Annotated in this window: 12 protein-coding genes; 11 read left to right on the forward strand and 1 reads right to left on the reverse strand. The window is 75.1% G+C overall.

The genetic code is table 11. The annotated features are described in order from the left end of the window. Nucleotides 1–278 precede the first annotated feature (278 nt). The 7 genes from ABT247_RS04370 to ABT247_RS04400 are packed head-to-tail and all read left to right on the forward strand — an operon-like array spanning nucleotide 279 to nucleotide 9115. Nucleotides 279–1802 (forward strand): sugar transferase, encoded by a 1524-nt coding sequence (locus ABT247_RS04370; protein ID WP_350737719.1) that lies wholly within the window; start codon nucleotides 279–281, stop codon nucleotides 1800–1802. A 6-nt stretch (nucleotides 1803–1808) separates the two neighbouring features. Next, the gene (locus ABT247_RS04375; RefSeq protein ID WP_350737721.1) at nucleotides 1809–3203 is read left to right on the forward strand and encodes an O-antigen ligase family protein; all 1395 of its coding nucleotides are present in this window, start codon (nucleotides 1809–1811) and stop codon (nucleotides 3201–3203) included. Then, entirely contained in the window at nucleotides 3200–4981 is a 1782-nt protein-coding gene (locus tag ABT247_RS04380) for a lipid II flippase MurJ (protein WP_350737725.1), read from the forward strand. Before ABT247_RS04375 ends, ABT247_RS04380 begins: the two co-directional genes overlap by 4 nt. After that, nucleotides 4971–5822 carry a polysaccharide deacetylase family protein gene (locus tag ABT247_RS04385; RefSeq protein ID WP_350737728.1) on the forward strand — a complete coding sequence of 284 codons (852 nt, stop codon included), beginning with the start codon at nucleotides 4971–4973 and terminating at the stop codon, nucleotides 5820–5822. Before ABT247_RS04380 ends, ABT247_RS04385 begins: the two co-directional genes overlap by 11 nt. Beyond that, nucleotides 5819–6934 (forward strand): glycosyltransferase, encoded by a 1116-nt coding sequence (locus ABT247_RS04390; RefSeq protein ID WP_350737731.1) that lies wholly within the window; start codon nucleotides 5819–5821, stop codon nucleotides 6932–6934. The genes ABT247_RS04385 and ABT247_RS04390 overlap by 4 nt, the downstream gene beginning before the upstream one ends. Nucleotides 6935–6980: 46 nt before the next feature. Continuing rightward, nucleotides 6981–7958, forward strand: a complete 978-nt coding sequence (locus ABT247_RS04395) for a Wzz/FepE/Etk N-terminal domain-containing protein (RefSeq protein WP_350737734.1) — start codon at nucleotides 6981–6983, stop codon at nucleotides 7956–7958. Further along, nucleotides 7955–9115 (forward strand): GNAT family N-acetyltransferase, encoded by a 1161-nt coding sequence (locus ABT247_RS04400; RefSeq protein WP_350737736.1) that lies wholly within the window; start codon nucleotides 7955–7957, stop codon nucleotides 9113–9115. The genes ABT247_RS04395 and ABT247_RS04400 overlap by 4 nt, the downstream gene beginning before the upstream one ends. A 39-nt stretch (nucleotides 9116–9154) precedes the next feature. Here ABT247_RS04400 and ABT247_RS04405 read toward each other — a convergent pair whose 3' ends face one another. Further along, nucleotides 9155–10402: a glycoside hydrolase family 26 protein gene (locus tag ABT247_RS04405; protein WP_350737739.1), complete on the reverse strand. Its 1248-nt coding sequence runs from the start codon at nucleotides 10400–10402 to the stop codon at nucleotides 9155–9157. A 425-nt stretch (nucleotides 10403–10827) separates the two neighbouring features. Between ABT247_RS04405 and ABT247_RS04410 the strand changes: the two genes are divergently transcribed. The 4 genes from ABT247_RS04410 to ABT247_RS04425 all read left to right on the forward strand — a co-directional run bounded on the left by ABT247_RS04410 (nucleotide 10828) and on the right by ABT247_RS04425 (nucleotide 15245). Then, nucleotides 10828–11841 (forward strand): PQQ-binding-like beta-propeller repeat protein, encoded by a 1014-nt coding sequence (locus ABT247_RS04410; protein WP_350737742.1) that lies wholly within the window; start codon nucleotides 10828–10830, stop codon nucleotides 11839–11841. A 203-nt stretch (nucleotides 11842–12044) separates the two neighbouring features. Further along, nucleotides 12045–13643 (forward strand): ribosomal protection-like ABC-F family protein, encoded by a 1599-nt coding sequence (gene abc-f, locus ABT247_RS04415; protein ID WP_350737745.1) that lies wholly within the window; start codon nucleotides 12045–12047, stop codon nucleotides 13641–13643. Between the two features lie 328 nt (nucleotides 13644–13971). After that, the gene (locus tag ABT247_RS04420; protein ID WP_030059940.1) at nucleotides 13972–14205 is read left to right on the forward strand and encodes a helix-turn-helix domain-containing protein; all 234 of its coding nucleotides are present in this window, start codon (nucleotides 13972–13974) and stop codon (nucleotides 14203–14205) included. Nucleotides 14206–14438: 233 nt separating this feature from the next. Beyond that, entirely contained in the window at nucleotides 14439–15245 is an 807-nt protein-coding gene (locus tag ABT247_RS04425; RefSeq protein WP_350737748.1) for an enoyl-CoA hydratase/isomerase family protein, read from the forward strand. Nucleotides 15246–15296 lie beyond the last annotated feature (51 nt).

The following is a 15296-nucleotide window of genomic DNA, read 5'->3' on the forward strand; positions in this document are numbered from 1 at the left end:
CGGCAAGTCAACTTCCTGACCGTATCGCCGGATTCGGTATTGTCGGATTTTGCCTGCTTCGTTTCGATTCCGTCCCGGAAATCCTCGCCCGAGCCCGCCACGACCGCGTCCCGTACGGCCGGCCGTTCCACGATCGGGCCCGACGCGGGAGAACCGAAAGCCGCCAGCGGTAGCAGGTGCTGTCAGGACCTCGCCCACCGGGCCGGGACGGCCGCTCCACGCCTATCGGTGCCGGGGCGTCGTCACCCCGGGCACACAGCAGGGGAGTTCGTGCGCTGATGACCATTGACCACGACAGCGTGCCGCGATCCGGAGGGCCCCTGTCCGGCCCGCGGCGGCCCTCCACGGGGCTGCTCGACCGGCCGGCCGGGTCGGCGCACACCCGGGCGGTCCCGCCGCCGCGCCGGCACCGCAGGGCGATCCGCTCCCGGCTCGCCCTGCCGCTCGCTCTGGTCCAGGTCGACGCGATCGCACTGTCCGCCGCCGCCGGCATCGCCAACCGGGCCGTCGACCCGGCGTTCCCCCGCCCCCCGCTGCTCGGCGTCGCCGCCGTCCTGCCGCTGCTCCTGCTGCTCAACCTGACCGGCGGCCTCTACCGCACCAGGCTCACCCTGTCCGTCCTCGACGAACTGCCGGCGCTGGCCGTCCGCGCCGTGGTCGCCACCGCCTTCGCCGTCACCCTGGCCGGCTGCCTGGACGGCCGCTGGCCCGACTGCGGACCGGCCACCCCGGCCCGCCTCACCGTCCTGCTCGGCGCCCAACTGCTGATCGCCACCGTCGGCCGGGGCGTCCTCTACCACCTGGTCCGGCGGATCCGCTGCAGCCGCCCCAGCCCCGTCCTGGTGCTCGGCGCCGGCCGGCTCGGCCGCAAGGTCGCCGCCGCCCTGGGCGAGCACGGCGAGTACGGGATGCGCCCGGTCGGCTTCCTGGACGCCGACCCGCCGCTGCTGGCCGGCGGCACCGACCTGCCCGTCCTCGGCGGCCGCGAGGTCCTCGAACGCGAGGTCCGCCGCCACCGCGTCCAGCACGTGATCGCCACCGCCGGCGCCGCCGACGAGGCGGAGACCGCCGCCGCCCTGCGCGACGCCGTCCGACTCGGCTGCCAGGTCTGGCTGGTCCCCGCGCTGCGCGAGTTCGGCTCGCTGCCCACCGCCCCGATCTCCGGCGACGACCACCTGTGGGGCTTCCCCTGCCTGCGGATCGGCCGCCCGGCCACGAGCCGCCCCGGCTGGGCCGTCAAGCGGGCCCTGGACGTCACCGCGGCCGCCCTCGGCCTGCTGCTGCTCGCCCCCGTCCTGGCGCTCTGCGCCCTCGCCGTCCGCTTCGACACCGGCCCCGGCGTGCTCTTCCGCCAGCAGCGCACCGGACTGGACGGCCGGGTCTTCACCGTGCTGAAGTTCCGCACCCTGCGCCCCAGCAACGAGCACGAGTCGGCGACCCGCTGGAACATCTCCCAGGACCAGCGGATGGGCGCCGTCGGCCGCCTGCTGCGCAAGAGCTCGCTGGACGAGCTGCCGCAGCTGTGGAACGTCCTGCGCGGCGACATGAGCCTGGTCGGCCCGCGCCCCGAACGCCCCTACTTCGTCATGCGGTTCAGCCAGGCCTACCCCGAGTACGCGGACCGCCACCGGGTGCCCGTCGGCCTCACCGGCCTCGCCCAGGTCAACGGCCTGCGCGGGGACACCTCGATCGAGGACCGGGCCCGCTTCGACAACCGCTACATCGAGAGCTGGAGCCTCTGGCAGGACGTCAAGATCCTGTGCCGCACCGCGGCCATGATGCTCCACCCGGACGGGAGCTGACCCCGCGTGGCCCTCACCCTCTCGGCCCTCCCGCGCCCCGCCTTACGGCGGGCCCTGCCCGCACTCGCGGACCGGCCCAGCCTGCTGGCCGCGGCCACCGTCCTGCTGGTCTGCGTGCCCACCGGCGAGAAGGACGTCACCGCCGCCGTCCACGTCACTGCCGCCGACGTCGCCTCGCTCGCCCTGGTCGCCCTCACCGCGCTGAACCTGCTGCGCGGCCGGCTGCCCGCGCTCAGCCGCGCCACCTGCGCCCTGTTCGGCGGCATCGTGGTCGCCGCCGCCGTCGCCACCGTCGGCTCGATCGACCCGGCCACCAGCCTCACCGGCTTCGTCCGGCTCACCCAGGTGTTCGTCCTGGTGCCCGCCGCCGTGCTCTGCTCGCTGCGCGACCGCGGCGACCAGCGGCTGGTCCTCGGCTCCTTCGTGCTCGCCGCGCTGATCCAGGGCGCGGTCGGCGCCCACCAGTACCTCACCCGCACCGGGGCCTCCTACACCGGCCAGCCGATCCGCGCCGTCGGCACCTTCGGCGCCCTGGACATCATGGCGATGTCCACCGTGGTCAGCTACGGGCTGCTCGCCGCCCTCGCCCTGGCCCTCGGCGAACGCCGGCCCGGCGGGAACGTCCGGCTGCGCCGGGCCATGTTCGCGGCCGCCGCCTTCCTCGCCTTCCCGCTGGCCGTCTCGTTCAGCCGCGGCAGCTGGATCGCCACCGGCGTGGCCGCCACCGTCCTGCTGCTGCGCGCGGACGCCCGGCTACTGGTGCGCGGCGCCGTCCTCGGCCTGGCCGCGGCGGTCGTCCTGGTCGGCGGCCTCGGCCTCGGCGCCTCCGGGGTCACCGAGCGGCTCAGCTCGATCGGCTCCGTCTCCGCCGCCCCCGACCAGTCCGTCTCGGACCGCTACGACCTGTGGGCCACCGCCGGGCGGATCTGGCAGGACCACCCCGTGCACGGCGCAGGACCGAAGGCCTTCCCGAAGCTGCGCGACAGCCACGCCCCGCTGCGGCTCTCCTCGGGCAGCGACGCCGCCGACTCCACCATCGGCTTCCAGCGCGAACCGCTGCTCTCGCCGCACAACATGTACTTCCTGGTGCTCAGCGAGCAGGGCCTGATCGGCGTCACCGCCTACCTCGCGCTCTTCCTCGGCCTGCTGCTCGGCTGCCTGCGGAGCCGCCGCGGCCCGACGCCGGGCCCGGGCCACCGGGACGGCCCGACCCTGGCCGCGCTCGCCCTGCTCAGCTGGGTGCTGGTCGACTTCCTCTACGCCGACATCGGCGGCACCACCACCGTGCTGACCTCCGTCGTCCTCGGCCTCGCGGCCCGCGCCGCCGCCCCGGAGCAGGCCCCGCCCGAGCCCGAGGGGCACGCGGGCGCCGAACGCGGCGAGCGGGCGATGACACGGTGACCACCGACCACTCCGCGGTCGCCTCCACCCTCCCGGCCCCGCGCAGCGCCCCCGCCCGGCCCACGGCCCCCGGGCCCGGCCCGGTGCCCCGGCGCGGCTTCCTCGCCAAGGCCTTCGGCATCACCGCCCTGCTCAGCGCGGCCGGCTCCGGCCTCGGCCTGCTGCGCGACCTCCTGCTCGCCCGCTACTTCGGCGCCAACCAGGGCACCGACGCCTTCCTCGTCGCCTGGACCGTCCCGGAGACGGCCGCGCCGCTGCTGATCGAGGACGCCATGTCCTTCCTCATGGTGCCCGCCTTCGCCCTCACCCTGGTGCTGCGCGAGGAGGACCCGGACGCTCCCGACCCCGTCCGCCAGCTCGTCCGCGCCACCCTGCCCTGGCTGCTGCTCGCCCTCAGCGGCCTCGCCCTGGCGGCCGCGCTCGGCGCCCCCCAGCTGGTCGAGCTGCTCGCCCCCGGGCTGCCCGACCCGGGCCTCGCGGTGACGTGCACCCGGATCACGGCGGTCACCGTGCTGCCGTTCGGAGTGGTCGGCTACCTGGCCGCCGCACTGCGCGCCCACCACCGCTTCACCGCCCCGGCCGGGATCTACGTCGCCTACAACGTCGGCATCCTGGCCCTGCTGCTCGGCTTCCACAGCCACCTCGGCGTCCGCTCCGCCGCCCTCGGCGTGGCCTTCGGCAGCCTGCTGATGGCCGGTCTGCTGGTCGGCCCGTTCCTGCGCCGGCTGCGCCGGGGCCGGGCCGCCGGCGGCCGCGGCCGGCGCTCCTCCCGCCACACGCTGGTGCTGATGCCGCTGGCCCTGCTGCCGGTGGCGGCCTTCACCCTGACCCGGCAGTCGCAGGTGTTCGTCGAGCGCTACCTCGGCTCCGCCCTGCCGCCCGGCACCATCTCGCACCTCAACTACGCCGCCAAGGTGTCCCAACTCGCCATGACGGCGGGCATCCTCATCTGCACCGTCACCTTCCCGCTGGTCGCCCGGGCACTGGCGGCCGGGGACCTCACCGGCGCCCGCGACCGGGTCGAGAAGGACCTCGGCCAGGCGGCCGCGGTGGTCCTGCTCGGCACGGCCTTCCTGATGGCCTGCGCCCCCTCGGTGGTCTCGCTGCTGTTCGAACGCGGGGCCTTCGGCCCGGGCGACACCGCCGCCACCGCCGCCGTCATCCGGGTGTACAGCTTCGGCCTGCCCGCCCAGGCGCTGATCGGCGTGATGATCCGCCCGTACTTCTCGCTGCGCCCGGTGGTCCGCCGGGCCGACGACCCGCGCACCGGGGACTGCGGCCGCCGGCTCCTGGACTGGTACCCGACCGCCGCGATGCTGCTGGGCCTCGGCGTCACCGTCACCGTCGGCGTGCTCACCACCGGCCGCTTCGGCGCCCTCGGCCTCGCCGCCGGGAACGCCGCCGGGATCACCGCCGCCGCTGCCCTGCTGCTGCGCGGCCTGGTGCTGCGCGGAATCCCGCTGCGGCTGCGCCGGGTGCTCGGCGGCCACGGACGGCTGGTCGCCTCCGCCGCCGGTGCCACCGCCCTCGGCGGCGCCGTCGCGGGCCTGGTCGGCGATCCGCTGCTCTCGACCCTCCTCGGGGGCCTCACCGTGGCGCTGGTCTTCGCCGCCGTCGGCACCGGCCTCGGCGCCCCCGAGGTGCGCGGCCCGGTCCTCGCCGCCGCGCGGCTCCTGAACCCGCACACCGGGGCCGGGACCCCGGCGACCGGGGCGCCCACCGGACCTCTGAACCCGCCAACCGTCGCCGATGAAGGGAAGCTTCCCCATGGACAATGAACGGGGAACCGTCCGTTCGGCCCAGGCGGGCGTCACCAACGCCCCGCCCGACCGGGCGCGACTGCCCAGGAGCCGCCGTCCGGCCGGCGAACCGGCCGCCCCCGGCTCCTCCTCGCCGTGGATCCTGATGTACCACTCGGTGGCCGTCGAGGAGGAGGACCCGTACCAACTCACCGTCAGCCCCGAGCGGTTCGCCGAGCAGATCGGCTGGCTGCACCGGCGCGGACGGCGCGGCGTCTCCGTCCGCGAGCTGATGCGGGCACGGGCCCAGGGCCGGGACGACAAGCTGGTCGGTCTGACCTTCGACGACGGCTACGCGGACTTCGCCCGCTACGCCGTGCCGATCCTCCAGGCGTACGGCTTCACCGCCACCGCGTACGTGGTCGCCGACCTGCTCGGGCAGGACAACGGCTGGGACTCCGAAGGCCCGCGCAAGAAGCTGCTCACCGTCGAGGAGGTCACCGAACTGGCCGCCGCCGGTTGGGAGATCGGCTCCCACGGCCTCGGTCACCAGGCCCTGCCCGGGCTGCCCGCCGACGTCCTCGCGGTGCAGACCCGGGAGAGCCGGCGCCTGCTGGAGGAGGTCGTGGGCGGCCCGGTCACCGGCTTCTGCTACCCGTACGGCGCCGTCGACCGGCCCGCCGCCCTGGCCGTGCGCGACGCCGGCTACGACTACGCCTGCGCGATCGCCCACTCCCCGCTCACCGGCCGCTTCGCGCTGCCGCGCTGCTACGTCGGCGACCGCGACGGCGCCTGGCGGCTGCGGGCCAAGAAGGGGCGGCACCTGCTGCGCGACGCCGTCACCGAGCTGCGCCGCGGCCGCGGGGAGCGTCGGCCGTGAGGGTCCTGCACATCGTCACCGGGCTCGCCTCCGGCGGAGCCGAGCGCCAACTCCACCTGCTGCTGCGGCACTTGCCGGCGCACCAGCGGTGCGAGGTGCTCGCCCTGACCAACCCCGGCGCGGTCGCCGAAGCGCTGCGGGCGGACGGCGTGGCCGTCCACCACCTCGGCATGCGCGGCAACCGGGACCTCGGCGCGCTGCCCCGGCTGGTCCGGCTGGTCCGGGCCGGCCGCTACGACCTGGTGCACACCCACCTCTACCGGGCGCAGCTGTACGGCCGGCTGGCCGCGCGGCTGGCCGGGGTGCGCGCGGTGGTCTCCACCGAGCACTCGCTGCACGCCGGGGTGATCGAGGGGCGCCCCGTCACCCGGGGCGTCAAGGGCCTCTACCTGGCGGCCGAACGGCTCGGCAGCACGACCGTCGCGGTGTCCCGGCAGGTCGCCCAGACCCTGCGGTCCTGGGGCGTGCCGCCGGCCCGGATCGAGCTGATCCCCAACGGCATCGACACCGCCGGCTACCTGCGCCCGCCCGCGGAGCGGGCCGCCGTCCGCCGCCGGGTGCGGGCGGAGCTCGGCCTGCCGGAGCGCGGCTGGGTGGTCGGCGGGGTCGGCCGGCTGGTGCCCGGCAAGCGCTTCGAGGTACTGCTGGAGGCGCTGGCCGAGCTCGATCCGGCCACCCGGCTGGTGCTGGTCGGCGAGGGCCCCGAGCGGGCCGCCCTGGAGCAGCGGGCCGTCGAACTGGGCATCGCGGAGCGGCTGGTGCTCACCGGCGAGCGCGACGACGTCCCCGACCTGCTGACCGCGATGGACGTGCTGGCCGCCCCCTCCACCGCGGAGACCTTCGGCCTCGGTGTCCTGGAGGGCCTCGCGGCCGGGCTGCCGGTGCGGCACAGCGCCTGCCCGGCGCTGGACGAACTGCCGCCCAGCGCCGCCCCGCAGGCCCGCCGCATCCCCTCCGAGCCGGCCGCCTACGCGGCCGCGCTGCGCGACCTGCGGCAGTTGAGCGGCCACACCGCGGACCCGCTGCCGCACCCCCCGGCCGTCGGCCACTACGACATCGCCCGGGTTGCCGCCGACCTCGGCGCGCTCTACGACCGGCTGGCCCGCGTCTGACCGCCCGCCGCCGGAACCGCCGTCCCACACCCAAGGAGCCACACCCATGACCACACCGCGCCGAAGCGCCCGTCGCCTGGTCCGCCGCTGGTGGCCGGTGGTGCTCGCGGTGCCGCTGGGCGCCGCGGCCGGCGCCGGGTACGCCGTCGTCTCGCACCCGTCGTACTCGGCCACCGCCTACGTCCTCGTGGTGCCGCAGAACCCGGGGGAGGCGGGCACCGCGACCAACTTCGCCCAGGCCTACGGACGGCTGGCGGGCCAGCCGCAGGTCCTCGCGGTCGCGGCCGCCGAGACCGGCCGCACCCGGGCCGAGCTGGAGTCGCTGGTGGCGGGCACGACCTCCCCGGACGCCCCGATGATCGAGATCACCGGCACCGGGACCCGCGCCGACGAGGCCGCCCGGACGGCCGACGCGGTGGCCCGCTCGCTGGTCACCTTCGCCAACACCAGCAGCAAGGACACCAACGTCCGGCTGGTGACGCTGGCTCCGGCCTCCGAGCCGGACAAGCCGACCACGCCCTCCGCCGAGCTGGACGTCGCGGTGGGCGGCGCGGCCGGGGTGCTGGTCGGGTCGCTGGTGATGATGACCCGCCGCCGGGGCGGGGACGCCGCCGCGCCCGAGGCCGCCGAGGCCCCGTCGGCCCCGCCGGAGCCGTTGGCCGCGTCGGACCCGTCGGGCCCGCGGACCGCCGGGACGGCGGAAGCCGGGGCGGCCGGGGAAGCCGGGGCGGCCGAGGCGGCCGGGGCTCCGGCCACCCCCCGCCCGCGCCGCGGGACCGAGGCCGGCTCCAGGACCGCGGCCAGGACCGCCACCAGGACCGAGCCCAGGACCGCCACCAGGGCCGCGTCGTCCAAGGCCGACACGGGGACCGAGCCCGAGCGCGCCGCCACGACGGAGTCCAAGGCCGGCGCCGAGTCGGCGCCCGAGCCTGCGGCCGAGCCCGCGCCCGAGGCCGGGCGGAAGACCGCCGCCAAGCCCCCGGCGAAGGAGAAGGAGAAGGCGGCCACCGGGAGCAAGCGATGAGCACCGAGGCCCGCCCCGCCCGGCTGCCGGCCCAGGGGGCCGCGCCCGTCTGGACCACCGAGCTGCGCCGCGAGGACGACGCCCTGGACACCCTCGCCGAGGAGTGGGACGACCTGTTCGCCCGCTGCCGGACGGCCACGTCCTTCCAGGCCGCCGCCTGGCAGCGGTCCTGGTGGCGCCACTACGGCCGCCCGGGCGCCCTGCGGGTGGTGGTCGTCCGCCGGGACGGCCGGCTGGTCGGCGCGGGAGCCTTCATGCGGCGACCCGGTCCGTTCGGCGGCCTGACCGGTCTGGGGGCCGGGCTGGTCGACTACGGCGACGTCCTGCTCGACGACGAGTGCGCCGACCGGGCCGCCGCCGAGTTCGCCGCCGCCCTCCCGCTCACCCGGCCCTGGCACTGGCTGGAGCTGCGCGAGGTGCACCCCGAAGCGGCGGTGCAGCAGGTGTACGAGCACTGGCGCGGATCGCGCCGCCGCCACCCGGACTCGCTCTGCCAGTACCTCCCGGCCGTCCCGATGGAGCGGCTGCTCAAGCGGGTGCCCGGCAAGACCGCCCAGCGCAGCCGGGTGAAGCTGCGCAAGATCGCGGAGGCCGGGGTGCAGGTCAGCTCGGCACCGCCGGCCGAGGTGCCGGCCGCCCTGGAGGGGCTGCTGCGGCTGCACTTCCTGCAGTGGCAGGGCCGCGGCGTCACCCCGGAGCACCGGACGAAGCGTTTCGCCGACCACCTGACCGAGTCCACCACCGGGCTCGTCGCCACCGGCCGGGCGGCCGTCCACCGGTTCCACCTGGACGGCGAACTGGTCGCGGTGAACCTGCTGCTGCTCTGCCCGTCCTTCGGCGGCCTGTACCTCTACGGCGCCCACCCGGCGCTGCGCGAGCGGCTGGACATCGCCGGGCTGCTGTTCGGCGCGGCCCTGGACGAGACGATCGGGGCGGACATCCCGGTGCTCGGGCTGCTGCGCGGCCAGGAGCCGTACAAGCAGCGCTGGCGGCCGGACCGGCTGCACAACCAGCGGCTGCTGCTGGGACCGGCCGGCGTGGCCCCGGCGGCCGCCGTCCGGGCCGGGGCGGTGCAGGCGCGCCGGGCGGCGGCGGAGCTGCTGAGCAGCCGGTTCCCCCGGCTGAAGGAGTGGCTGCTGGCTCGCCGGCACGGCTGAGCGGCGGCGGGCCGGCCGTCCGCGGGACCCCGCCGCCGGTCACCGCCGGGAGGGCGTCCCCGGCGCGGACGGGCTCGGCGAGGCAGCTGCTGCCGAGGGGCTCGCCGCCGCACCACCGGGCGTGCCGGCCGCCGCGGACGGGCTCGGTGGGGTCGGCGGGGTCGGTGGTGCGGGCGGGGTCGGTACGGCCGGGCCGCTCGGCGCCACCGGCACGACCGGGGCGGGCGGCGCCGTCGGCACCGCGCTCGGCGCCCCCTTCGAACCCGACATCAGCTGCTTGAAGACCGCGGCCGAGCGCGGGTTGCTCCGGCACTGGTAGAAGCCGTGCGGGCAGTAGTCGGTGACGGTCTGGTAGGCGGTGTCGTGGGTGCGCATCCAGTCGACCATCCGGCGCACGAACTCGGGGTTGTCCCCGTTGCGGAACAGCCCCCACTCCGGGTACGAGACCGGCTTGCCGCGCTTGGCCGCGAACTCGACCTGGTCCTGGAGGCCGTAGGGCTCGCGCACGTAGTCGTCGAAGGTGCTCCCGGCCGGCTGGTCGTAGCTGTCCGTGCCGATGATGTCGACCACGTCGTCACCGGGGTAGCACCTGGTCCACGCGATGGCGTCCAGCCCTCGGTTCGGGGTGAAGTCGAAGCGGAACCGCTGGCCGGGCACCGAACGCATCACCCCGACGATCCGCCGCCAGTACGCCTTCCACGCGGTGGGGTCGGGCTTGCAGCGGTGGGTGTAGGTGACGCCGTTCATCTCCCAGCCGAGGGTGATGACGGTGTCCGAACCGCCGAGGGCGACCAGACGGCGGGCGAGCCGCAGGAAGTGGCTGTCGAAGTCCCCGCGCGCGCCCTGGCCGAGCAGCTTGGCCACCGTGCCGTCCGGCACGTTCGCCTCGTTGGGCACCAGCATCGGCACGCCGAGCACGAGCATCCGGGACGGGTCGGCGAGCCGCCACTGCGACCACATGCCGAGCACCACCGGCTCGCCCTCGATGTCGGCCCAGCCGTTGCCCGCCAGGTAGGTGTGGCCGACCTGCATGTTCGCGTCGCCCAGCCAGCGGGCGTACTGGCCGATCTGCGGGATGTAGGTGTCCCAGGAGCCGACGAAGGCACCGAACGGCGGCTCGTGCGGCGGCCGCTGGACCGGCGGGCGGGGGGCGGCGCCGCGCGGTTCGAAGGCGTCCGAGGAGAGGCTGTGCCGCTCCGTCTGGCTGAGCGGCGTCCCGGCCGGGACGCTGGCGGTGGCCATCAGCAGCAGAGCGGCGGCGGCCAGCGTCAGACGGCCGATGCGCATGGTCTCTCCTCCGGGCGTCGCGAGCGGGGGCGGACGGGCGCGGCGACGGACGGTGGCGCCACGCTCGCCGACAGTAGGACCGTCGGCGGGCGGCGCAGGCGAATGTCACCCTAAAGTGGGCGATATTCGAACGCCGTCTGCCGCAAGACCCCGACCGGAGGCGTCCGTGTATCAGCTCTGTAACGTTCCGAACGGGCCTGCGGGGCCTACCGCGGAGCGCCGCGCCGCCCCGTCCGGGAGCCGACGACGCAGGTGGGCGGGCGGGCGCACCGGCCCGGCGCACGTCGGCGGGCGCACGGCCGACACCACGTGCGAGCGGCGTTTCCCGGCTGACTCGCCCGCCCGGTGACAGGTACGCTCCGGCCGTGTCCTGGAAGCCGCCGCGTGTTCTCACCCCCCGGTCAGTCCTGCCTGCCCTGGCGGTGATGCTGGTCCTTGCGGCCGGTGCGGCGGCGCACGCGAACAAGCCGGTGCCGTTCGGCGACCGGGTGGCGGGGCCGGGCGACGCCGAGGCGACCCCGGTGAACTCGCAGTCGGTCGACTCGGCCGACCTGGACCTCAAGGTGGTCGGCCCCGCGCTGGAGGCGTACCACAAGGCGACCGGGGAGCGGGCCTGGTCCTACCGGCGCGAGGGCGCCGAGGCGCTCTCCGTGGCGATGGCCGGCGACAACGCCATCGTGGTCTGGGACGACGGCCTGGTCACCTCGGTGCGTCCGGGCGACCACGAGGTGCGCTGGCACCGCGCGGTGCCCGGCCTCGCGGACTACCTGCGCGCCGCCGGCGAGCCCGGGGCCGACAAGCGCACCGAGGCGCAGCGCAAGCAGACGGCCACCCAGCGGGCCGCCGCCGCGCTGCACACCGTCCAGCGGGCGGGCTCGCCCTGGCTGGCCGTGGTGACCCCGAACCTGACCATGGGCCTGCGCGACGTCGACGGTGACCTGCGCTACAACGACCGCCCCGCCAACGGCTGCCTCTACGACCCGCTGCGCACCGTCCACACCGACTACGCGGTGCTCATCCCGCGCAGTTGCACCAACGGCAGCGGGGTGGCCGTCTCCGGCGGCATCACCGGCTACCGGCTCGACAGCAACGGCTGGGCGATGAGCACCGGGCCGACCGCGACGATCAAGGTGCTGGACGCCAGCCGGGTGGAGATCACCGACGGCCCGATCGTCCCGCCCCGGGTGTTCGACACCAAGGCCGCCGCGCCCGAGACGGCCTGCGGCGCCGTGGACGCGCCGTTCGCCGCCGTCCGCCCGCAGGACGGCTGCGCGGACCCGTCGGCGCAGTCGAACCCGAACCCGAACCCGACGGCGGACGTGCCCGCCGCCACGGACGTGCCCGCCGCCACGGACGCGCCCGCCGCCACGGGCGACCCGGCGGCCCCGGCCGGCCCGGCGGCTCCCGCGACCGACCAGCCGGACCCGGCGCAGCCGTAGCGGAGGGTGCTTCCGGTACCCCCGGGCGGTAACCCGGGGAGTTCCGCACGGCCCGGTAGACTGGCCGTCATGGCTATCTTCTCCGGGCAATAGCGGGCGGCGGCGCCCCACCTTCCACCGCGCCGACCGCCGATGAAGCCCTCTTCCCGCTGCCCGGGCCCGTACCCGGCCGCCCGCCCACGTCCCAGGAGTAGTGCCCAGCCATGATTTCCGCCAACGCCCTCGAGCTGCGTGCCGGTGCCCGGATCCTCATCGAGTCCGCGAGCTTCAAGGTCGCCGCCGGTGACCGGATCGGTCTGGTCGGGCGCAACGGCGCCGGGAAGACCACGCTCACCAAGGTGCTGGCCGGCGAGGGCCTGCCGGCCGCCGGTACGGTCACCCGTTCGGGCGAGGTGGGCTACCTCCCGCAGGACCCGCGCACCGGTGACCTGGACGTCCTCGCCAAGGACCGCATCCTCTCCGCGCGCGGCCTCGACACCGTGCTGAAGAAGATGCGCGAGAACGAGGACCGGATGGCCAACGGCAAGGGCGCCACCCGGGACAACGCGATGAAGAAGTACGCCCGGCTGGAGACCGAGTTCCTGACCAAGGGCGGGTACGCCGCCGAGGCGGAGGCCGCCACCATCGCCGCCGCGCTGGGCCTGCCGGACCGCATCCTCGGCCAGCCGCTGCACACCCTCTCCGGTGGTCAGCGCCGCCGCGTCGAGCTGGCCCGGATCCTGTTCTCGGACTCCGACGTGCTGCTGCTGGACGAGCCCACCAACCACCTGGACGCCGACTCGATCGCCTGGCTGCGGGACTTCCTGAAGACCTACAAGGGCGGCTTCATCGTCATCTCGCACGACGTCGACCTGGTCGAGACGGTCGTCAACAAGGTCTTCTACCTGGACGCCAACCGCTCCTGCATCGACGTCTACAACATGGGCTGGAAGCAGTACCAGCAGCAGCGCGAGGACGACGAGAAGCGCCGCAAGCGCGAGCGGGCCAACGCCGAGAAGAAGGCCGCGACCCTGAACGCGCAGGCCGACAAGATGCGCGCCAAGGCGACCAAGACGGTGGCCGCGCAGAACATGGCCCGCCGCGCCGAGAAGCTGCTCTCCGGGCTGGAGCAGGTGCGCCAGAGCGACAAGGTCGCCAAGCTGCGCTTCCCGGACCCGGCCCCCTGCGGCAAGACCCCGCTGACCGCGAGCGACCTGTCCAAGTCTTACGGCTCGCTGGAGATCTTCACCGGCGTCGACCTGGCGATCGACCGCGGCTCCCGGGTCGTGGTGCTCGGCCTCAACGGCGCGGGCAAGACCACCCTGCTGCGGATGCTGGCCGGGGTGGAGGCGCCGGACACCGGCGAGGTGATCCCGGGCCACGGTCTGAAGATCGGCTACTACGCCCAGGAGCACGAGACGCTGGACCCGGACCGCACCGTCCTGGAGAACATGCGCTCGGCCGCGCCGGACACCGACCTGGTGCAGATCCGCAAGATCCTCGGGTCCTTCCTGTTCTCCGGCGACGACGTGGACAAGCCGGCGGGGGTGCTCTCCGGCGGTGAGAAGACCCGTCTGGCGCTGGCCACCCTGGTGGTCTCCTCCGCCAACGTCCTGCTGCTGGACGAGCCCACCAACAACCTCGACCCGGCCAGCCGCGAGGAGATCCTCGGGGCGCTGCGCGAGTTCAGCGGCGCGGTCGTGCTGGTCACCCACGACGAGGGGGCGGTGGACGCGCTCCAGCCGGAGCGCATCATCCTGCTGCCGGACGGGGTGGAGGACCTCTGGAGCCCGGCCTACGCCGACCTGGTCTCGCTGGCCTGACCGGAAGTAGACGCCGCATCCGCTTTTCGGACCAGAAAATCTAGTCCCCACGGCGTGTCCGGGAATGAAGTAGACCCGGATTCCGTTTGAGGACTTCCCGTCGGGCCGCCATTCGATCGTGGTCCGGCCGACCGCTGCTGATCAGCCCTTTCACGGCGAACGGCGGAATTCCCTCGGGGGCGTGCACTCTGCGTGAGCGCCCTGATGCGCTCGGATCACCACCGCAGGACCACGCATTTGCGACATCGACCTTGTCGAATGGGTGGCCAGGACGCGGTGGATGGGTGATCATGGGAATCTGACCGAGCAACGCTACGAGGAGGCACGGGTGGCCGAGACTCTGAAAAAGGGCAGCCGGGTGACCGGTGCCGCGCGTGAGAAGCTCGCGGCCGATCTCAAGAAGAAGTACGACTCCGGGGCGAGCATTCGCGCTCTCGCGGAGGAGACCGGTCGTTCGTACGGCTTCGTGCACCGGATGCTGAGCGAGTCCGGAGTGATCCTCCGGGGCCGCGGTGGTGCCACGCGGGGCAAGAACAAGGCGACTGCTGGGGCTGGTTCCTGACGGTCCGTCAGCACATGGCTGGATGACGCGGCGGCACGGCGCCGACCGAGGAGACGACGGCTGGCCCCAGCCGGGCGTCCGCCCTCGGGTCGAGCGGACCGGCCGCCGATCGTCATGTCCGGGCCCCGGGCGCCGCCCCTCGTTCCGATCTCCGCGGGCCCGCACCCTGCCCGTCCGCGCCCAGGTTTGTTACTCTCCGGTAGCCACGTCCCTCGCCACCGGAGGTCCCCCGCATGACCGCTCCCGCCACCGACCCGCAGGCCCCGAGCTGGGAGCGGGACGGCGTCCGCCTGGAGATCGACGGCGAGCTCGCCGTCGTCACCCTCTGTCAGCCCAAGCGGCGCAACGCCCAGTCCCCGGCGCTCTGGCGCGCCCTTGCCGCCGCCGGGCGCGAACTGCCCGGCAGCGTCCGGGTGGTGCTGCTGCGCGCGGAGGGCGTCTCCTTCTCCGCCGGGCTGGACCGGGCCATGTTCACCCCCGAGGGCATCCCCGGCGAGCCCACCTTCCTCCAGCTCGCGGGCTCCGAGGACAAGGAACTCGACGACACCATCGCCTCCTACCAGGAGGCCTTCACCTGGTGGCGCCGCGCCGACCTGGTCTCCATCGCGGTCGTCCAGGGCCACGCCGTGGGCGCGGGCTTCCAGCTCGCCCTCGGCTGCGACCTGCGGGTGGTCGCCGACGACGTGCAGTTCGCGATGAAGGAGACCTCGCTCGGCCTGGTCCCCGACCTGGCCGGGACCAAGCCGCTGGTCGAACTCGTCGGCTACGCCCGGGCGCTGGAGATCTGCGCGACCGGCCGCTGGGTCGGCGCGGAGGAGGCCGCCGCGATCGGACTGGCCAACCTGGCCGTCCCCGGTGCGGAGCTGGACGCCGCCGCCCGCGACCTCGCCGCTGCCCTGCTGGCCGCTCCGCGGGGCGCGGTGATCGAGACCAAGGCGCTGCTCCAGGGGGCCGCCGGGCGGTCCTTCGACGAGCAGCGCTCCGCCGAACGGGCGGCGCAGGCGCGCCGGCTGCGGGAACTGGCGGGAATCGGCGACTGAGGTCGTCTGAGGTCGTCGTACTCTCACGCGAGGCCCGGCCCCGGGAGCACC

The sequence above is a fragment of the Kitasatospora sp. NPDC001539 genome (assembly GCF_040298565.1).
Lineage (GTDB): Bacteria > Actinomycetota > Actinomycetes > Streptomycetales > Streptomycetaceae > Kitasatospora.